The organism is Pseudomonas sp. FSL W5-0299, assembly GCF_005930655.1.
GTDB classification, from domain to species: Bacteria; Pseudomonadota; Gammaproteobacteria; order Pseudomonadales; family Pseudomonadaceae; genus Aquipseudomonas; species Aquipseudomonas mandelii.
Genome location: NZ_RXHX01000018.1, coordinates 36,021 through 57,335, shown reverse-complemented (window position 1 = coordinate 57,335; position 21,315 = coordinate 36,021). Strand labels below are relative to the sequence as shown.

Genomic DNA, 21,315 nt, shown 5'->3' with positions numbered 1-21,315 from the left:
ATTCCAGATCGAAAGGACGGCGCCTTTGGCAGCGCCGGAAGAAGCGTCATTTTTGCGTAGGAGTGACCGAAGGCTGCAATCCCTGGTTTCAGCTCTCGGCCTTTTTGTCCGCCGTCTTCAGCTCTTTCAGCCGCTGATCAATCAGCTGGCATTTGTCGGGAAGATCCGCGCTGGCGGTGCCCAAATCCATCTTCTGCAGTTCGGCGTTGATCTCTTTGGCCTTGGCCGGGTTCTGCTCGGTGAGTTTGGTCACTTCCTTGGCCAGTTGTTCGCGCTTGGCGGTGGCTTCTTCGGGAGTGCAGGCCCAGGCAGGGAGGGCGCAGGCGAGAGTGGTGACGAGGGTGAGTTTCAGCAGGGTTTTCATTGTGAGCCTCGGTTCCGTTTCGGGCGGTTAAACGGTTGAGGCTGTTGGGCTATGAAAGTTCACTCATCATCCTTTAGTCGGGTAGACATTACCGTTCGTCGACTTTTTATCTCCTCTGGATCCAAGAATTGACGTCAGAATGATGGCACTCTAGTATCGCGCCACTATTGTGCTATCAGTCTCCATTCGAGGGATCGAAATATGTACCCACCCGCCCTCGTGGCGAGGTTGTGCCTGGCTTTGCTGTGCCTTTCTCCGCTGAATCTTGCTCATGCCGCCCCGACTCCCGGGGAAACCGACCTCATCCGTGAACGCCAGGACCGCCTGCTCGAAGAGCAACGTCGGCGTCTCGAAGAGCTCAAGGAATTACCCGGCAAAGAAGTCAAACCCGCCGCCCCGACGACGCCCGCCGATACCCGTTGTTTTCCGATCAAGGACATCGAGCTCAAAGGCGCCGACAGTCTTTCCGAGCGCGAGAAAAACCGCTTGCTCAAGCCTTACATCGGTCAATGCCTGGGCGTCACGCAGCTCAACGAACTGCTGAAAGTCATCACCGATCACTACATCGAAAAAGGCATGGTCACCAGCCGTGCCTACTTGCCGCAGCAGGATTTGTCCGGCGGGCATCTGAAGGTGTTGGTGGTCGAAGGCAGGCTCGAAGGGTTGAAAGGTGCCGACGGCAGTAAGCTGTCGGACCGCGAACTGGGCATGGCTTTTCCCGGCAAGTCCGGCGAGCTGGTCAATCTGCGGGAAATCGAGCAACTGGTCGATCAGCTCAACCGTTTGCCCTCGAATCAGGCGCAGATGGAATTGGCGCCGGGCAAGAACGTCGGCGGCAGCGAAGTGCTGGTCAAAAACACCCCGCAAAAGCCCTGGCGTGCCGGGTTGTCCCGCAGCAACGACGGCCAGCGCAGCACTGGTGAGCAGCAGTGGGGCACCACGTTTGATTGGGACAGTCCGCTGGGCCTGGCCGATCAGTTGAATCTGCGCGGCGGTCACGATGCGATGACCGATCACCAGCACACCTCCAACAATGCGCTGCTCAATTACAACCTGCCGTGGGGCTGGTGGAACTTCAATTACACCTACAGCCAGAGTGAATACCGCTCACAGGCGCAAGCCAACGGTTTCAACTTCAAGCAGACCGGCGACAGCGAAAACCACCAGCTGCGCGCTGAGCGGGTGATCCATCGCGACGCTGTGAGCAAGACCTCCCTCAGCACCGGCCTCTCTTACCTGCGCACCAACAATTTCATCGAAGACAGCAAACTCAAGCTGAGCAGCAACCGCCTCAGCGAAGCGCAGTTCGGCATCAACCACGGTCGGCGAGTCGGCAGTGCCTTCGTCAACCTTGACCTCGGCATGCAGCAAGGCATCGGCGCGTTCGATGCCCAGGGCAACGGTCACCCTGGCCCCGGCGAACCGGACGCGCGCTACCGCAAATACACCGCCACCGCGAGTTATTTGCAGCCGTTCAAGCTGTGGGGCGAGTCGTTCAGTTTCAGCAGCCTGATGACCGGCCAGCGAAGTGAAGACGTGCTGTTCAGCCCGCAGCGCACCAGCCTCGGCGGGCAGTCATCGATCCGCGGTTACAAGGATCAATCCTTGTCCGGCGACAGCGGTGGTTACTGGCGCAACGACCTGCGCTGGAGCCGTCCGGTAACGCTGGAATGGCTGCGCCCGGTGTTCGCCGAGTACGGCACCAGCCTCGGTTACGACCAGGGCGTGATCCGTGGCGATCGCTACAACGGCGACCAGCACGGACGCCTGTCCAGCAACTCGGTGGAGGTGTTCGCTCGCGGTCAACACCTGGCCGCCAGTGTGACCTTTGCTCATTCCCTGGAACGTCCGGACACCCTGACCGAGCGCGAAGCGCCGATCTATTTCCGCATGGATTTCTTCCTCTAATTTCGCTGCATCGAGACCATCGACATGGACGCCCGTCAATTCGCCTTCCTGAGCCGTCAGCCTTCTTCTGCCGTGAAAACCCGAGAGCACTTTTGGGGCATGCCCAAGCGCGGACTGGCGTTCCTGTTGGCCAACGTGATGTTCTGGCAACCGATGTGGGCGCAGGCGGAAGGGATCGTCGTGGCCTCGCCGGGCACCAGCCTCGGCCAGGCGGGCAATGGCGTGCCGATCGTCAACATCGCCACGCCCAATGGCACCGGCCTGTCGCATAACCAGTTTCACGATTACAACGTCGGCACCCAAGGCGTCATCCTCAACAACGTCGCCAACCAGACCGGCGCGACGCAATTGGGCGGCATCATCGTCGGCAACCCCAACCTCACCAACCGGGTCGCCGCGCAAACCATCCTCAACGAAGTGGTCGGCGGCAGCCCGAGCCAGTTGCGCGGTTATACGGAAGTGGCGGGGCAATCGGCGCGGGTCATCGTGGCGAACCCTTATGGCATCAGCTGCAACGGGTGCGGTTTCATCAATACCCCGCGTGTGACGTTGACCACCGGCAAACCGGTGCTGGACAACGGGCGTCTGGATCGCTTTCAGGTCGATCAGGGCAGCGTCTCCATCGACGGCGCCGGGCTGAATGCCAACAACGTCGACAGCTTCGAAATCATCACCCGCAGCGCGAAGATCAATGCCGAGATTCAGGCGAAGAACCTGACGATTGTGGCTGGTCGCAATGACGTCAATGCGCAAAGCCTCAATGCCACCGCACGCGCCGATGACGGCAGCGCGAAACCGCAGCTGGCCATCGACTCGTCGGCGTTGGGCGGGATGTATGCCGGGGCGATCAAACTGGTTGGTACCGAGGCCGGCGTCGGGGTGAAGCTGGCCGGCAACCTGGCCGCCAGTGGCGGTGATATCCAGATCGATGCGAATGGCCATTTGAGCATGGCGCAAACTTCTGCCGCCGGCGCGGTAAACGTCAAAGCCACGAGCCTCGACGCGCAGGGTCCGGTCTATGCCGGCAGCTCTGTCAATGTGCAAACCCAAGGCAACCTCACCAACCAGCAAACCCTCGCCGCTCGGGACAACATCACCCTGAGCGCCGGCGGTGTGCTGACCAACAACGGCATCATCGAAGCCGGGGTCAATGCTGACACCAGTCGTAACGCCACGGGTGATGTGAGCCTGAGCGCGCAGAATCTCAACAACAGCGGCAAAAGTGTGGTTGCCAGCCGTAATCTGACGGTGACCACCGCTCAGGCCCTGAATAACCAGGGCGGTACGTTGAGCGCCGGGCAAAATGCCCACCTCACAGCGGCCACGCTGGACAACCAGAACAATGGGCGGGTGCAGGGCAGCGGTGCCGTGAATTTGAACGCTGCTCAGGTCTTTAATACCCAGGGGGTGATCACCAGCAACGGCAACCTCACCGCCACCCTCGGGCACTTGAATAACAACAATGGCGAAGTCTCTAGCGCGGGCAATAACAGCGTATCCGCCACCACCCTAGACAACAGTGACGGTCAGGTGACGGGTGACGTTGCGCTGAACATCGGCCTGATCGGTGCCTTGAATAACCGCAATGGGGTACTGGGTTCGGGGCAGAGCGTGAGCATCCACGCGGCCAGCCTGGACAACAGTCATGGCGGCAGCCTGGTCAGCGATGGCACCCTGACGGCGCGCATCACGGGTTTGTTCGATAACCAGAACGGTGATCTGAGTGCCAAAGGCGCGGTCGACCTGCAGACCGGCAGCCTCGACAACCGTAATGGCAACCTGACCGGCAAGGACCGTCTGACCCTGCGCAGCGATTCGCTGGACAACCGCACTGGCAAAGTGCGCGCCAGCAACGACCTGCAACTGAACGTCGGGCAATTGGATAACCGCCTGCAAGGCCTGCTCAACAGTCAGGCGGCTATCAACTTCACCGGCTCTCATCTGGACAACCGTGGTGGCTTGCTCAGTGCGGCAGGCCCGGTGCGTCTGGACGCGGCCAGCGTCGACAACAGCAGTGGCCGCATCTCCAGCAAAACCGATCTGACGGTGAACGTTGGACAGTTCACCAACCAGACCGGTGAACTGGTTGCCCAAGGGATGCTGACGCTCAGCGGCGAGGGCCTCGATAACCGCAACGGCGGTTTGGTGGGCGCGACAAAAGCGCTGAAACTCAACGTTGATGAGATGGACAACCGTGGTGGTGAAATCTCCAGTGCCGTTGATGTGAGTCTGCAAGGCCTGCACCTGAACAACAGCGACAACGGCAAGATTCTGGCCGGCACCGATCTGGGCCTGAAAGTGGCGCAGATCATCAATCAGACCAAAGGGCTGTTATTCGCCAAAGGCATCACTACGGTTGCGGGCCAGAGCCTGGACAACAGCGGTGGCAGCCTGGTCACTCAGTCAGGTCTGGACATTCGTCTCGACAATGCCTTGAGCAATATCGATGGGCTGATCAGCAGCGAAGGCACGCTGACGGTCAATGCCGCCAGTCTCGACAACACGCGCGGTAGCCTGTCGAGCGCTGGCGCGTTGGCAGTGACCACGACCGGCGCCTTGATCAGCCAGGGTGGTTCCATCACCACCAACAGCGGTCTGACGCTCAAGAGCCAAAACCTGAACAACAGCCAGAACGGCCTGCTCAGTGGCAAAGGCGCGATCACCGTAACGACCGGCGCGTTCGATAACACCCAGGGCGGCCACTTGATCAGCGGCGACACCCTCGACCTGACCGCGACTCAAGTCAGCAATGGCGTGGGCAGCCGGATCGCCAGCGAAAAGGCGTTGACCGCCAGTTTCACCGGTTTCGATCAACAGGGCGGTCAGCTTTTCAGCAAAACCTCCCTGAGCCTGGATGTGAATAACGGGCAACTGAACAACCTGAACGGCCTGATCAACGCACCGTTGCTGATGTTGAAGAACCTCAAGGACGTCAACAACCAGGACGGTGAAATCTCCAGCGCACAGGCCTTCACGCTGACCGCTCGCAACTTGGACAACAGCAACGGCAGGTTGATCAGCAACCAGGGCCTGACCCTGCGCATCGAACAACTGCTTGCCAGCATCAAAGGCCTGATCGCTGCCCAGACTGTGGATGTGCACAGTGCGCGTCTGGACACCAGCGGCGGGCTGATCAGCAGTCGCGGCACGCTCGGGCTGACGGTGGAGGGTCAGCTCGTCAACCAGGACGGCACACTGATCGCCGACGGTGATGTGCACCTCAGCGCCGACAACCTCGACAACACCCGTGGCCAGATCGCCGGTAAAACCGATGTCACGGCCAACGTCACGACGCTCGACAACCACGGCGGCCAACTGGTCGCAACCGGTGCCTTGACGCTGACGGGCACTCACCTCGATAACCGCGATGGCGGTCTCGTCGGCGCGAACAATGCGCTGCAGCTGAACATCGGATCCGTCGACAACCGCGGTGGCGAGTTGTCGAGCAAGTCGGACGTAACGTTGGTTGGCACCACGCTGAACAACAGCGATGGCGGCCGGGTGTTTGCTGAAGGCGCGCTGTCCCTGACGATGGATCAGGTGATCAACCGCGCCAAGGGCCTGCTGTCCGGCAAGACGGACCTGACACTGACCGGCCGGGTTCTGGATAACAGCGGCGGTACTCTGTTGAGCCAGAAAAACCTGAAGGTCGATCTCACGGGTGATCTGGATAACAGCCAGGGCGTGCTGAGCGCCGAAGGCTCATTGAGTGTCACGGCCGCCAGCCTGACCAACACACTCGGGACCCTGTCCGCTGCCGGGCCGTTGACCCTGACCACCACAGGCGTGGTGCTCAACCAGGGCGGCGAAATTGTCACGGACGCCGGGCTCACGCTAAAAAGCGCCAGCCTCGACAACCGCAACAAGGGCAGCATCAGCGGCAAAGGTGCCGTCGTCGTCAACACTGGGTCGCTCGACAACAGCCACGACGGACGCCTGAACAGCGGCGCCAGCCTGAGCCTGACGGCCACCCAACTGACCAACCAGGACAAAGGCCGTATCGCCAGTGTCGGTGCGCTGACTGCCAGCGTCACGGGCCTGGATCAACAAGGCGGGCAGCTGTTCAGCAACACGTCCCTGGAACTGGATTTGAACCATGGCCAGTTGAACAATCAAAACGGGTTGATCAGCGCACCCTTGCTGATGCTCAAGAACCTGGCGGACGTCAACAACACCGGCAACGGTGAAATCTCCAGCGCCCAGGCCTTCACATTGGCGGCGCGCAGCCTGGACAACAGCACCGGCAAGGTGCTGAGCAATCAAAGCCTGACCCTGCGCATCGAGCAGGCGCTGACCAGCATCAAAGGCATGATTGCCGCCGCGGCACTCGACGTCAAAGCGGCCAGCCTGGACAACAGCGGCGGCACGCTGACCAGTCTCGCCAGTCTCGACCTGAACCTCGACGGACAACTGAAAAACCGGGACCTGGGGCTGATCAACGGCACCAGCGGCCTGACCATCAACAGCAGCGGTATCGATAACCAGAATGGTTCGCTGCTGGGCAGTGCGATTGCCATCGATTTCGGCGCTGCCACCGGTGACCTTAACAACAGCAGTGGCGGGTTGATCACCACGACCGGTGCCCTGAGCATCCAGCACCTGCGTGACCTGAATAACCGCAGCGGCGAAATCTCCAGCAGCCAGAGTATCGACCTGAAAACCCGTGCGCTGGATAACGGCAGCGGCCGACTGATCAGCAAAAACCTGCTGACGGTAAACGCCGATACCGTGAACAACCAGGGCGGGCTGATCTCCGGCTGGAAAGGTCTGAGCCTGATCAGCAACAGCCTGGATAACCGCAATAAAGGCACGCTGTCGAGTGGTCATGTCGACAGCGGCATAAACGTTCCCGGTGACATGGCCGTCACGGTCAGCGGTGACCTGCTCAACAGCGCGAACGGTGCGTTGGTCAGCCTGGGGAACCTGAGCGTCAACGCGGCGAACCTGGAAAACAGCAGCACGGGCATCCTTTCCAGCGCCGGGGCCCAGACCCTGACCCTCAGCGGTCTGTTGAACAACGCCCAAGGTGGTCTGATTTCCAGTGGCGCAACCCTGGCCGTGCAAGCCATGACCCTGGGCAACGCCAGCGGCACAGTCAACGCAGAGCAGGCCCTGAGTTTCACCGGCACCACGCTGGATAACATCGGAGGCAATCTGGCCGGCAACGCCGCGGTCACCGTGGATCTGCTCGGCGCCCTGACCAACACCAATGGCAAACTGGCGAGCGGCGGGTCGCTGCTGATCCAGCGCTCCACTCAGATCAATAACCAGGGCGGCCAACTCGCCAGCCAAGGCTTGATGACGCTGCTCACGGGTGGCCTCGACAACCGCAATCGCGGTACCGTCGCGGCCAACAACCTGCTGACCATCACCACGCCGGGCACCGTTCAGAACAACGCCGACGGCCTGATCTACAGCCAGAATGGCGACCTGAAAATCCAGGCCGCCAGCCTCGCCAACGCCAAGGGCACCCTGCAAAGTGGCGGGACGCTAAACCTCATTGCAGCTAGCGATATCGACAACCAAAGCGGCCGGATCGTCGCCAAGGCCGGAGACCTGAGCATCACTGCCGGCAACCTCGACAACCGGGGCGGCGTGCTCTCCAGCCTGCAAGCCGCGTTCACCACCCAACTGACTGGCGTGCTGAAAAACGGCTATGACCTGAACAACAACCGTCAGGGCGGCATCACCCAGGCCCAACGCCTGAATCTGACCGCCCTGGGCGGAATCGACAACTATGGCGGGCGCATTTCTGCGCAAAGCGGTGACGCGATCATCGCCACCGGCAACTTCGACAACCGCAACGGCGGTCTGTATGCCAAAGGCAAGATCAATGTCACGGGCAGCAATTTTGACAACAGCGGCGACAACGATGGCCAAATCGCCGGTCAACAAGTCGACCTCAACCTCACCGGCACGCTGAACAACCGCCTGGGCATCATCGAGAGCGACAGCACCCTGGCGATCAAGGCCGCCAGCCTCGACAACCAGACCGGTCAACTGCGCGCCTTGGGCACCAGCGGTAAAACCAGCTTTCAGATTGGCGGTCTCTTCGATAACCGCAACGGTACGCTGGAAAGCGCCAACACCGACCTGGGCATGGCCGTGGGCAGTTTCCTCAACGGCGGCGGCAGCCTGCTGCACGTGGGCAACGGCACCTTCGACATCTCCACTGCGAACGTTACTGGTGCCGGCGGCACCATCGTTACTCGCGGCGGCCTGACACTTAACGCCGATACTTGGAGCAACAGCAACGTCATTCAGGCCGGACGCCTGACCGTCAACGTCAACAACTTCACCCAGACCGCAAGCGGCCAGTTGCTGGCTTCCGACAGCCTCGTCGGGACCGGCGTCAATTGGTTCAACGAAGGCCTGATTGCCAGTGATGGCAGCCTGAGCATGGGTCTGAGCGGTGCTTACTGGGGCGGCGGGCGTCTCAGCAGTCTTGGAACTCTTGGCCTGAGCGCCGCGCAAGTGAGCCTCAATGCCGCCACGTCGAGCATTGCCGGTGGTGGTAACACAACGCTCAATGTCAGCGGCCAATTGGACAATGCCGGTCGATTGACATCTGCAGCGCACCTGACGGTCAACTCAGGCGGGATCAATAACTTCGGAACGCTGGCCGGTGCTCAAAAGCTGACGGTCACTACGGGGACGTTGGTCAACAATCGTGGGCTGATCTTCAGCGGCGGCGACATGCAGCTCCTGAGCCCCAGCTTCACTAACAGCTACGGGCAGGTGTACAGCCTGGGCAGTACGCTGATTGCCCGGGACAAAAACGGGACCAAGGCTGATCTGCTGGACAACAGGTCCGCAGGGATTGATAGCACGGGCGATCTGACGATTGCAGCCACGACGGTTAACAACGTCATGGATGTCTTGCAGTACACGGAACATGAGAAAAGTGTTGCCACTATCACCTCTCTGCCGTGCGCACTGATCGCGTACGGATGTGACAGTCGTGGCGGTGGCCGCATAAACGGTCTTTGGGAAATTGCAGAAACCGATCGTTTGAAGGTCACGCTTCATTCTGAAGCTGCCTCGATCAACAGCGGCTCGGACCTGACAATTAATGCAGGAGAAGTGAACAACATTAGCAGCAACGTGACGGCCTCTGGTGATTTGGCGATCACGGCTTCGACGATCAACAACAAAGGTCTGCAAGAGCAGGAAATCCTGTCCACTCGAAGGTACGTGAGCTGGGTCAATGAAACAGCCTCGGCCATCAGCATGGCTGGCATCTTCACCCAACGAAACAACCCGACGCCTTCGGCCACGGTCGAACAGGACATGAGTAATTTTCTGAAATGGATGGGAGAAACACTGCCCGCCAACAGTCGCGTCATTAATGGTGAGTCTCTGGATGCAATTATCCAGGCCGGCGGAAACGTATCCCTAAACGCTGCACAGAACATCAATAACAGCGTGGTGCGTCCGTACTACGCCTATGTCGCGGCGGGTCGTAGCAAAGCTGACACCGGAGCAGGCAGCGCTTACTCGACGCCGATCTACATCAACGCGCAACTCCCGCCCAACCTGGCGCAGCAACAAGTCAACCCGTTGGCGCTTCCCGGTTTCAGCCTGCCCACGGGCCAGAACGGCTTGTTCCGCTTGAGCGGGCAAGACAGCAGCACCCCGGTGGCCAGCGGTCCGCAGAGCTGGACAATGGGCGGTGCCACCGTCAGCCCGATCCAGCGTCAGCAACCATTGCCTGATGCCAAGGCTCGGGATATTCAACTGGCCGGCAACGCTCAGGTTTCAGCGACCACCGCTGACCTGAACCCGGTTGATCGTCAAGCACCCAACGTGTTTGCAGGGGCCAGCGCAATAGATGTCAGCACACCGCTTGCCGACTCGACCAATGCCGCACTACCGGGACGTGCAACGGCATTGACGGTCAATCGCGTGCAAGGTTTGCCGGCCAGCAGCCAGTCCAAGCCGCACAAATACTTGATAGAAACCAACCCGGTACTCACCGACCTCAAGCAATTCATGAGCTCGGATTACCTGCTGTCCAACCTCGGTTACGACCCGGACAACAGCGCCAAGCGACTGGGTGATGGCCTCTATGAACAGCGCCTGATACAGCAAGCGGTCGTGTCGCGTACCGGTCAGCGCTTTATCGATGGTCAGACTTCCGATGAGGCGCTGTTCAAATACTTGATGAACAACGCCATCGCCAGCAAAAACGAGCTCAACCTTGCGTTGGGCGTCTCCCTGACTTCTGAGCAAGTCGCGGCCCTGACCCACGATATTGTCTGGATGGAAAACGCCGTGGTGAACGGCGAGCAAGTGCTGGTACCGGTGCTGTACCTGGCCAACGCCAACAACCGCCTCGCCGCCAACGGTGCCCTGATCCAGGGCCGCGACGTGACCCTGATCGCCGGTCAGGATTTGAACAACGCCGGGACATTGCGCGCCTCGAACAACCTGTCCGCCACCGCGGGCAACGACCTGGTCACTAGCGGACTGGTGGAGGCCGGCAATCGCCTCGACCTGCTGGCGGGGAACAACCTCGTTAACAAGGCCGGCGGCATCATCGCGGGCCGTGACGTCACCCTCACCGCCACCCGTGGCGATGTCATCAACGAACGCAGCATCACCACCCATGAAAGTGGCACGGGCAACATCAACGAGCGCAAGGACTTCGTCAACAGCGCCGCCCGTATCGAAGCCGCCAATGCCCTGACCCTCAATGCCGGCCGCGATATCAACAACACCGGGGGCGTACTGAAAAGCGGCGCCGATACCACGATCAACGCCGGTCGTGACGTCAACCTTGTCTCCGCTGAACAGGTTGTCAGCAGCGAGCGGGGACTGCATCGCAATGAAACCGTGACCCAATACGGCTCAGAAGTGGATGTGGGGCAGAGCCTGAAGGTCAATGCCGGGCGCGACCTTACCGTTATCGCCAGCCAGATCGACGCCAAGCGCGATGTGACCATGAGTGCGGTCGGTGATTTGACACTGGCTTCTGCGGCGGATGAACAGCATGCCTATGGCGCGAACAAGAAGTTTGTCAGTCAGGAAGATCACGTCAGTCAGGTGTCTACCAGCGTTAATGCAGGTGGTACCGTCTCGCTGAACGCAGGTAAAGATTTGAGCCTTATTGCCAGCCGGGTAAGCGCCGGGGATGAGGCTTATTTGACTGCTGGTGCCAATCTGGCACTTCAGTCGGCGGAAGATAGCGATTACAGCTTCTACAGCAAGACCAAGAAAAGTTCATCAGGCAAGAAGAGCCGTCTCGATGAGGTAGCCAGCACCACCAATATCGCCAGTTCGGTAACTTCGGGTGGCGACATTACCCTGCTAGCCAACAACGACATGCTCATCAAAGGTAGCGAAGTTGCGTCTGATAAAGGTGGTGTGAAGCTGGTTGCAAACAACGACATACAAATCGTTGCAGTTACTGACTCGCAAAGTGTCCGTCATGAAAGCAGCTCCAGCAAAAGTAGCTGGGGTGGCTTGAAGTCGAGCAAGGTAAAAGATCAGGTTTCAGAGAAACAAACCACTGCAGTGGGCAGTATGATCTCCGGTAACACCGTAGATGTGGTCGCCAATCGCGACGTCACGATCACTGGTTCAGCTCTGGTAAGTACAGATGATCTGACAGTGCAGGCTGGCCGTGACCTGACCATCAACGCAGCGGAAAACACCTTTGCTCGCAATGAGCTATACAAGGAAAAGAACCGTGATCTGACCGGTGTACTGACCGCCAACAACCTTGGCGTCGATGACATCACCGGCAATCAGCATTTGTCGGTCAGCAGCGGGAGTCATACGGGCAAGTCATTCCAGACTACATTGACTGGCAGCACTATTGGCTCCGGCGCAGGCAACGTCACTCTTTCCAGTGGTCGTGAACTGAATGTGATCGCCAGTGATCTGGTCAGCACCAAGAACATGAGCCTGATTGGCTCCAAGGTGACCATCGCAGCGGGTATGGAAAGCTCGAGCCAAAGCAGTACCGACAAGTCCAGCAGCCTGGGGGTTGGTCGGGTCATTGGCGGCATGATCGTTGATACGGTTAATACGATTCACAATTCGGTCGAAGCTGCCAAAAACGCCGATGATCCACGACTTAAAGTAGTCAAATACGCTCAGGCAGCTATGGCGTTGAACGACCTCGGCGGTATGGCGGGTAGCGCCGAAGGCGCGGGCTCCGATTATGGCAAAAAACAAGGTTCCGCCAGCAATGGCTCTTTGATAAAGATCGGTACTGAGCTGGCGAACACCCATAGCAAGAGCACCAGCGAATACTCCAGTCAGACCGCCAAACAGAGCACGATCAATGCGGGCCAGAGCCTGTTGATCATCGCTGATGGCGGTGCGCCGGGAGCTGTCGGTGATATTCATGTCGTCGGAAGCAGCTTGAAAGCCGCCGACACTGCGCTGATTGCAAAGAATAACATCGTCCTGGAAAGCGCACAGAACACTGCTGACTGGGCCAACAACGGCAGCAATAACAAAACTGCTATCGGGGCCAGCTTCAACCTGGGCGAGCAGAACGGCTTCACCCTTGATCTCGGAGCGTCTGTTGCCAAAAACAAAGGCACCGGCAGCTCGGTCACCCAGGTCAATACAACCCTGGATACTGGCTCTCTCTCCTTGCACAGCGGTAATGACACGACGCTGGCAGGCGCACAAGTGCGAGCCGACAGTATCAAGGCGTTGATCGACGGCAACCTCAACATTACCTCGCGTCAGGACACCGAGACCCAGAGCAGCAAACAGGGGAGTGCCGGTATCGGCGCCAGTATCTGTATTCCGCCATTTTGCTACGGAGCAACCGTCACCGGTTCTGCAAGCCTTGCCGCTGGCAACATGAACAGCGACTACAAGGCGGTGACAGATCAGAGCGGTCTGTTCGCCGGCAAGGGCGGTTACGACATCACCGTTGGCAAAAACACCAGCCTGCAAGGTGCGGTCATTGCAAGTGAAGCAACGCCAGACAAGAACCTGCTCAGTACCGATCGCCTGTTCGTCAGTGACATCAAGAACACCAGCGAGATCAGTGCTCAATCGGCCGGTATTTCGCTGTCTTATGGCGGCAAGTCCGGCACGAGTGTCGGCGGAAGCATTCCGCTAGCGCTTGAAGATTCGGATCACAGCAGTACGCGCAGCGCTGTCAGCGAAGGCACCATCATCGTCCGTAATACTACAGGCGTGAATGATCTGGTTGGGCTGAATCGCGATACCGCAAACGCGAATGAGGCACTGGACAAACCTGATCAAAAAGCCATTCAAGAGCGGATTGATCTGATCCAGAGCACGGTTTCGCTGTCGCGAAACATTATCGGCAAAGTGGCTAACGCTCAGCAGCAAGCTGCCGCTGACAAAGTCAAAACAGCGAAGACGGAGGAGGAGCGTCAGGCCGCGATCAATGAGTACAACAGCTGGGCGGTTGGCGGTGACAAACACATCATGGCGGATGTTGCTTCGGGCTTGATTGCTGTAGGCCTTGGTGGAGTGGGTGGTGCAACTGCAATTGGTGTCGTCGCCAACGCCACCGCTAACGATGCTTTCAAAAAAATCGGTGATTACGCCGACCAGCAAGCACGCGATGCTACCGACAGCGTGACTCGAGCGGCGTGGGCCGAAAGTGGGGCCGCACGTGTAATGCTGCACTCGCTGGTTGGCGCGGTAATGGGGTTGTCGGGCAGCAGTGTAGCCGCTGGCGCATTGGGCGCCGGCGTCTCCGCCGCTCTGATGCCAATGATTGCTGAGGCCCTGCGCAATAGTGGGTTGAGTGAGCAGCAGCAGAATGCGTTGGGGACCTTGATTGCTTCCGGTCTTGGCGCGGCAGCGGGGTCTGGTGGAGCAACGGGGGCGACCACCGCGATCAACAGTGCATCCGGCGTGGAAATGTTCAACCGTCAATTGCACAAGCAGCAGGAAATCCCGCTGCTTAAGAAGAAAGCGGATGAGCTTGAAAAAACACTTGGAAACCCGCGCTCAAGCGCCCGCTGGGAAGACCTGCTGATGCTCGCCGCTGGCGCTCAAGTAGATGCTGCCGGTCTGGAAAATCTGAAAAGCGTGATGCAGAAGGCGGTCGGCAATGATCCAGAGTCCGAGAACTTCGCTCGAGATATGGGCAACGCGTATGACGCAATCAACCAGTTGTCCGCTCAGAAAATCCCGCTAACCTGGAGCGATGGTCGACCGATCATCGCTAACGGCGCACCGGCATACGCGTTCAATGCGACGCAGGAACAATTCGACGACTCTACACTCTTCAACGCCGCAGGGACTTATGGTCCAGGAGCGGTCTACCAACAGTGGAGTCAATTCGGTAAAGACCAGACGGCTCAGTATGGAAATGAGTTGTCCAATATTTCCACTTACGCGTCTGGCGTGGCGGACGCAGCGGATCGATTGTCGACAATTGCGGGCAAAGGGATATTGTCGGTCAGTGCTATCGACGATGTGCTCCTTTCGATGACAGGGCTTCGAGGTGGCAAGGTAGTTATCGATGCGGTTCTGGAGGTGCTGGCAAAGAGGCAGGTTGCGAAAGACCTTATTTCTACGGCGGGTGCAAAAGGTTTTGGGCAAATTGAAGGTGCCTATTCGGCAATCAAACCTGGACCATTGGCCGATAGCATTGCTGAAACTTTTTCTGGCGGACGGTACTCTGTCGTCACCCTTGAGAAGGATACTGTTCTTTACCGCGCTGGCACCGCTGATAAGCCCCTTGGACAGTTTTTTAGTAGTGAACCGCCATCTGGCATTTTACAGACAAGGATCGACAAGGCTGTTCTACCGGAGTGGCCAGGTGGTGCAAAGTCTCCAATCGACACTGCTTTTGAGATAAAAATACCCGCAGGTACCAAGGTGTATGTTGGCGAGGTTGGGTCCCAAGGTGGGTTCTACGTCGGTGGAACGCAGCAAATTGTGGTCCAGAAGCCTTGGTTAATTGACGGGATTCAAGTAATTAACTCGAGCCCAATCAAATGACAAAGCTAGATGATACTGACGCGGTACTGAAACGAATGATTGAACTGCTTCGTATAGGGGCGTTTGATGATTGGGCGGTAGAGCTTGAAAAAATCACGATGAATTTTGACGGAGACCCAAAATCTAAATCGTCTAAATTGTTGTCCTTATATGGAGGGATGGGGTCTCTGAATGATGTCGTATTCTATAAAAAAGGTCAGCCATTGATCGCAGAAAATAACGAATTTGAAACGCTAAGAATTCAGCTCTATGAGCTTTGTAAAAAACTAGCGTGATGGGGCAAAAGAAACCGCAGCAATATCTAGTGAAGCAGCAAGTGTTAACGCTCAAGCTGCTTTGAGGGCAAAGCTTTCAGGCTTGCAGAAAGCACAAGAGAACGCAGTTGTTACGAAAACACTTCCTGATGGACGGATTCGATATTACACACAGGAAGCCCCTGCTCGAACTGAAGGTGTTACTCGTGGCGCTTCGTTTGCCACGAGTACAATCCTACGACCGGCTCCACTAGACAGTGGATGGAAAGCTATGACCATTCAGGGAATATCATACGGGTTCACCCTAAAAGCATTAATGGACAGCCGGTTAGTGCGCAGCACTATCCTCCTTCAGGTGCAGAGTTGGAGAGCTGGAAATAATGTACTCACAAGCTGATCTTGCTATGGATCTAGAAAGAACACTGGCTAGAGGTTTCGATGTTTTTAGGATCTCTAAAGTGGCGTTTGAAATCTACCAAGACCATGGCTTAGAAATTACTGCCCCCATGGAACGAGCACTCCTCACATTGATGGCAATGGAGGAGGGCGAGGAATTTGAGTTAACTGAGTCAGAGTTTTTGGCTCTGATTTCAGAGGTTAAAGCTATGTAGATGGTATAGAAAAGGGGACTATAGAAAAGGGGACAGATCTATTTGTCTATTTGTCTATTTGTCTATTTGTCTATTTGTCTATTTGTCTATTTGTCTATTTGTCTATTTGTCTATTTGTCTATTTGTCTATTTGTCTATCTTGTCCCGTCCTGAAATAGGTTTACACCCGTTTCAGGACTAGACAGCTGTGTGACCGGAAAATAAATCTGTCCCCTTTTGTCCCCAGATTAGATACCCAAGTCCATTAGGTAACTGAGAAGGGTTGTATGGCATTTTATATAGAGATGGATAAGGTCGCAGAAACTGAAGAGTATGTTGTGTGCACGTTCGGCCGGAATTTGGAAGTTGGGTTGATACAGCTAGAGAAAAATGGTGAAGCTATTCGCGTGTTGAGAGAATGTCCTCTGGATGTTAATGGGGTATGGTCGAAAAGAGCGGGTATGAAGTTGGCCCGCCTTTGGAAAAATGGAAGCTTTCCTGATAAAGCGCAATGGACTTCCTGAGGATTTGGAAACAAAAAATGGACGTTCTTTTCAGTTTGTCGAGTTGGATAGCTTGGCCCTGCGCCTTATCTGGCATTGGCGGGGGGCAGAAAAAACTGAAGGAATAAGTGACGAATCACTAAACGCTGAGCTGTTAACGATGTTGAAGTAGGCAGGCTATTTGTAGCGGTAAGGCGGAGCGATTTACTTGTTCGGGCATGCAATAAAATGGGTGGATTGGGTTGTTGCTCAATATTAGAAAATGATGAATATGCTCCGTCAGGGGATTTTTGGGATGAAGAGTGATAAGCACCAAAATGGACGCATATTGGAATCTTGTATGCTCACACTCGATATTTAATGGAAATAAAAGGACATTCTACGTGAACAAAACCGCATTGCTGCTGACCCTGATTTCCACATTGTCAGGCTGCCACTCCAACATCAGAGACTCTTCCCCCAGCCTGCTGAAAGACGGTATCCAGTTGCACCAAAACACGGTAGCTGTCGATGCGCAGCACGCCAAGGTCATCATGAAAGCGTCGGGCAACACATTTCCAGTCGAGTTTTCGGTCCGCCGTGCAGCCGACACTGACCAGAGAATGGAAGTGCTAGGGACCGTGGTGGATTCCGGCCAGGGCAAGGTGTTCGGCTGGATCGCCAAACTTAACGAAGTGGCCAATAGCGCCACGGTTAAACGCTTCCCGCAGTTGGAAGTACAGGCTGATGCCGACAAGCCTTTTGAGGTGTCGGGATATTCGAATGGCAGGGGCGCCGGCGGCAATTATAGTTGCGGCCCGCTGAAGAACACTTTTACGCCAGAGCGAAGTAAGGTCTATTTGGTGGAGTTCCAGTTTGTCGGGCAGGGCTGTGAACAGCATGTTTACGATGTGACCCTGCCTCAGCAGCGTGTTCCCGTGATGAGTGCACCGGCTGTGTGAAAAGGAGATCTATTGCTCGCTACATAAAACGGGCGACCCAAAAGGTCGCCTGTTTTCATTCAGCCCGCAACCGCCGACCAGCTCTCGCGCACTCGTTAGACCTCCGACGAGAGCATGTTCAAGTACCTGATGAACAACGCGGTCGCCAGCAAACAGGAACTCAACCTGTCGCTCCGCGTCAGCCTGACCTCCGAACAAGTCGCGGCCCTGACCCACGCCTCAGTCCGGGTTAAGACGGGTTAACCGGTTGAGGGCCGAAGTACGGCAAAAGTTCAGCGGCGCAGTGGTGGATCGACCGGGATTTCGTGGATGCTTAGCCTTCCTCCCCTTTTTCCTGTGCCCAAGGATCGAACATGCTTCCAAAAGTAGTGTTGATGGTACTTTTCCTGTCGCTATCAGCTTGCGGACCTTCTCGTTCAGCATGGATCGACAGCGCCAACAGCCTGGTCGGGCAGCCGATGCCCGATCTCGAAAACAAACCTTGCGATGCTCGCTGTCAGCTCATGCTGTGGTCCCCAAACAATCACGAACACCGCTATGAACGAGTGGTCGAGGGCGATGGCAATCGTTACTACTTCAACTGGCTATTCGATTGCAGTTACTCGGTGTACACCACGGCCGATGGTGTGATCCGGTCGTGGCGGTTCGAGACATCGCGGCCTGAAAGTTGTTATGTGTTCTAGCGCACTATCCCCCGTGGCAGCAGCTGGATGACGTCTTGTCGTCGTATTTGTCGTGGTGCTGCACCCACTCCATGATTTCTTCTTCATTACGGCCCTTCGGCGTCAGGTCGAGGTAATTGTAGGTGCCGACCAACATGTCGAGACCACGGGCATAAGTGGAGTAGGTATGAAAAATTTCGCCCGCTTCATTGCGATAAAACACGCTGAGGCCGGGGAGTTCTTCCTCGGCACCGTCGGATTTTTCGTAGTTGTAGGTGGCTCTGCCGGCAGCGACATCTTCGGCCCGGGCAGAGACGCCAAAGTCGTAGTTGAAATCGCAGCCTTCTGACGACACCCAATCAAACTTCCAGCCCATGCGCCGTTTGAAAGCCTGGAATTCGGCGAACGGTGCGTGAGAAACCGCGACCACTGCCACGTCATGATGGGCCAGATGCTGGTTGGCGCCGTCGATGTGGTCGGACAGGAACGAGCAGCCGGGGCAACCTTCGTCCCATCCAGCGGCGAACATGAAGTGGTAGATGACCAGTTGGCTGCGGCCGCCAAACAGGTCGGCGAGTTTCAGTTCGCCGTTCGGGCCCTGGAAGTGGTAGTCCTTGTCGATTTTCACCCAGGGCAGGGCGCGGCGTTCGGCGCTGAGTTTGTCCCGCTCCTTTGTGAAGGCTTTTTCGTGGGCCAGGTGTTGTTTGCGTGCGGCGAGCCATTCATCGCGGGACACGACGGGATGATTCTGAACGTTCATCAGGTTTTCTCCTTCGCAAGGCTGGGAGGTGACTTACAGAGCCTAGTCGTTTGACTTGCGTCCAATTCGACATGCCGTCGGTCGGCAGCCGCAAAAAACTCGGCTGAACGGCTGCGCAGCGTGTAGGTCACAACTTAAGAAGGCCCTCTCTCACAGGCTTTGGAGGTTGAATCAGGATGACCACTTACAACTGGGATTTGATTGAACGCTTGCTGCACGAAGTGCAACGCGGTGAGGCCAGTTTCACGCCGCGCCCGTATGCCGAGCAGCATGCGGCGGAGAAAGCGTCGGAAGGCGAACAGACTGAAAATCTGGATCACCTGAAAGCGGTGGCCGGCGAGTATGAAAAATTACTGCTGGAGCGCGGCTATATCGAGTCTCGACCCGAAGAGCAGGGCGGCACCGGCTCCAATTACATTTTGACGCCGCGTGGCTCGAGCTTGTTGAGCCTGATCGACAGCAGCATTCCGGGTAATGACCATCCGCGGCAGGTATTGGATGAGCAGGAAGATGCTCTGGATGCGCTGACGTTTGATGAGGTGGCGTCGAAGGCGCAGATTGCCTGAAGACCACCTGAAACCAATGTGGGAGTGAGCCTGCTCGCGATGATGGAGTATCAGACAACGACGATGTCGACTGACACTCCATCATCGCGAGCAGGCTCACTCCCACATTTTGACCTGTGTTGGGCTTAGCCTTGTTGCGCGGCTTTCAGGCATTTCAAATCGTTGAAGTCCTTGCGCACCCCTCCAATCTTTTTCAACAGCCGCTGACGTTGAGGCGGCGTACTCTCGGCCATCAAATCCACAAACAATCCTCGTGCTTGCGCTTCAGTGTTGGCATAGGCCTGACGGTACGCCGGCGTCCATAAACTCTCACGATTCACCAGAAGCGTCTCGATTCTCTGTGGGAATTCCGGACTCTGACGCTGCGCAACGGCCGCACTGAATTGCTTCTGCCAATGCGCTCGGTTGGCGATCCATTGCGTGTTCTGGTCACCCAAGGCGTTCGACCATGTCTCCACCCGTTGTCTCTGAGTCGGGCTGAGCGGGCCCAGCCAGTCATTCAGGCGTTTTTGCATGCGCTCGCTACGTTCCTTGATCTGCTGATCGAGCGTCGGTTTGACGTAATCGTCTTGGCGCTTGCGCTGATCCTTGGCGAAGGCGTCGTTCATTTCAGCGACTTGCTTGTCATCCAGCCCCTGTAACAATTCGATGGCCGAAGGGGTGATTTCCCGGGCGGTCTGTGCGATGGCGTCCTTGGCTTCCTGAGTGCGGGTTTGCAGCGCGTCGTCGGTGACCTGGTTGGTCTCGACCATCGCCTGCAAGCGGTCCAGCCAGTCAAGGTAGCCCGGCAGTTGCGTGGTGCAGTGCCAGCTCAGGTGTTCCTTGAGGCGCTCGTTGAACCAGCCTTTTTGTTCGCCGTTCATGTCCAGGTAATCGCTGAGCGTCCACGGAATGATCACGTCGAGGTTGCGATAGGCCAGGCCCACGCGGCTACAGGCGCCAAGGGCCAGGCTGAGCGTGATGATGAGGGCGAGATACTTTAACCAGCGCGACATGGGCGAATCCTTGCGAAGATCTGGCTTCTTTAGTGGATTCTTATGTGAACGCAGAATGGGCCCGGCAGTTCAGCCGATCAATAGAAGGGGCGCTCGGCCTTGAGGGTGACCAACCCGTCGCACTGGCTGTTGTGCCCGGAGTAGGCGGAACAGTCGCTGCCGCTGAGGCTTGAATCGCTGTAGATCAGGTTGAGGTCGACACCCATGAACGGCCGGGAAAGTTGCACCGACCAATCGGTGAAACTGCCGATATAGCCGCCGTCGACGGACGCTGGCGTGTTGAGTTGGTGGGTGGTGTATTTCATGCTGATCCCGATGCCGAACGGCTGATTGCCGCCCAGGTCGGCGAAGACGGTGCTGTTCTGTTTGTCCGGGTCGTTGCTGAACGCGGCGCCGAAACGGCTGCCGAGAAAGGTCAGGCCGCCGAAAAACTCCTGGCTGTCGAGGGTGTCCACTTTCGGGTAGCTGTAATGGATCATGCCGACTTCGTACCCGAGGGTATTATCGAAAGGCTGTTTAAAGCCCAGGTAGGAGTCGACTTCAAGGTTGGCCCCAGGGGATAAACCCATGCTCGGCGCCCATTGCCCCGCGTAAAAGCCACTGTCATGGCTCAGGTCGAGACCACCGTGGAACGAACCGGTGCTGGCGGGCTTGACCAGCCCTTGGGCCATGCTGCGGCTGGGGGTGGTGCCGAGTTTGAGATCGAAATCGCCCAATTCACGCTGGAAGATTTGCGCGTTGGCGACCGAACACGACAGCAGGGTGCCGAGCAATAAATGGGAGGGTTTGAGCATGCGTCACTCCATGACCGCGAGGAG

General features: G+C 57.2%; 13 protein-coding genes. 9 read left to right on the top strand and 4 right to left on the bottom strand.

What is annotated here, in order from left to right:
• Window positions 1-88: 88 nt before the first annotated feature.
• Window positions 89-364 (bottom strand): hypothetical protein, encoded by a 276-nt coding sequence (locus FHL16_RS20545; RefSeq protein WP_010462036.1) that lies wholly within the window; start codon window positions 362-364, stop codon window positions 89-91.
• A gap of 201 nt (window positions 365-565) precedes the next feature.
• Here FHL16_RS20545 and FHL16_RS20540 point away from each other — a divergent pair, with 201 nt between their 5' ends.
• The 8 genes from FHL16_RS20540 to FHL16_RS20505 all read left to right on the top strand — a co-directional run bounded on the left by FHL16_RS20540 (window position 566) and on the right by FHL16_RS20505 (window position 18,197).
• Window positions 566-2,272: a ShlB/FhaC/HecB family hemolysin secretion/activation protein gene (locus tag FHL16_RS20540; protein WP_077749147.1), complete on the top strand. Its 1,707-nt coding sequence runs from the start codon at window positions 566-568 to the stop codon at window positions 2,270-2,272.
• Window positions 2,273-2,296: 24 nt separating this feature from the next.
• The gene (locus tag FHL16_RS20535; RefSeq protein ID WP_238706187.1) at window positions 2,297-15,226 is read left to right on the top strand and encodes a two-partner secretion domain-containing protein; all 12,930 of its coding nucleotides are present in this window, start codon (window positions 2,297-2,299) and stop codon (window positions 15,224-15,226) included.
• Entirely contained in the window at window positions 15,223-15,501 is a 279-nt protein-coding gene (locus FHL16_RS20530; protein ID WP_077749146.1) for a DUF6966 domain-containing protein, read from the top strand. Before FHL16_RS20535 ends, FHL16_RS20530 begins: the two co-directional genes overlap by 4 nt.
• 359 nt (window positions 15,502-15,860) lie before the next feature.
• A complete protein-coding gene (locus FHL16_RS20520; protein WP_077749145.1) occupies window positions 15,861-16,091 on the top strand; it encodes a hypothetical protein in 231 nt (76 codons plus the stop codon).
• A gap of 266 nt (window positions 16,092-16,357) precedes the next feature.
• Complete coding sequence (locus tag FHL16_RS20515; RefSeq protein WP_077749144.1) at window positions 16,358-16,594, top strand: hypothetical protein; 237 nt, start codon at window positions 16,358-16,360, stop codon at window positions 16,592-16,594.
• A 362-nt stretch (window positions 16,595-16,956) separates the two neighbouring features.
• Entirely contained in the window at window positions 16,957-17,514 is a 558-nt protein-coding gene (locus FHL16_RS20510) for a hypothetical protein (protein ID WP_077749143.1), read from the top strand.
• A 114-nt stretch (window positions 17,515-17,628) separates the two neighbouring features.
• Window positions 17,629-17,757, top strand: coding sequence for a hypothetical protein (locus FHL16_RS34730; RefSeq protein ID WP_256577996.1), 129 nt, complete (start codon window positions 17,629-17,631; stop codon window positions 17,755-17,757).
• A gap of 110 nt (window positions 17,758-17,867) precedes the next feature.
• The gene (locus tag FHL16_RS20505; RefSeq protein WP_077749142.1) at window positions 17,868-18,197 is read left to right on the top strand and encodes a hypothetical protein; all 330 of its coding nucleotides are present in this window, start codon (window positions 17,868-17,870) and stop codon (window positions 18,195-18,197) included.
• A gap of 4 nt (window positions 18,198-18,201) precedes the next feature.
• On the opposite strand, the gene FHL16_RS20500 is transcribed toward FHL16_RS20505, so the two are convergent.
• Window positions 18,202-18,936, bottom strand: a complete 735-nt coding sequence (locus FHL16_RS20500) for a DUF899 domain-containing protein (protein ID WP_077749141.1) — start codon at window positions 18,934-18,936, stop codon at window positions 18,202-18,204.
• Window positions 18,937-19,112: 176 nt separating this feature from the next.
• Between FHL16_RS20500 and FHL16_RS20495 the strand changes: the two genes are divergently transcribed.
• Window positions 19,113-19,502 (top strand): transcriptional regulator, encoded by a 390-nt coding sequence (locus FHL16_RS20495; RefSeq protein ID WP_077749140.1) that lies wholly within the window; start codon window positions 19,113-19,115, stop codon window positions 19,500-19,502.
• Window positions 19,503-19,627: 125 nt separating this feature from the next.
• On the opposite strand, the gene FHL16_RS20485 is transcribed toward FHL16_RS20495, so the two are convergent.
• Window positions 19,628-20,497, bottom strand: a complete 870-nt coding sequence (locus FHL16_RS20485; RefSeq protein WP_077749139.1) for a DUF6279 family lipoprotein — start codon at window positions 20,495-20,497, stop codon at window positions 19,628-19,630.
• A 77-nt stretch (window positions 20,498-20,574) separates the two neighbouring features.
• Entirely contained in the window at window positions 20,575-21,291 is a 717-nt protein-coding gene (locus FHL16_RS20480) for a TorF family putative porin (RefSeq protein WP_010462029.1), read from the bottom strand.
• Window positions 21,292-21,315: the final 24 nt, after the last annotated feature.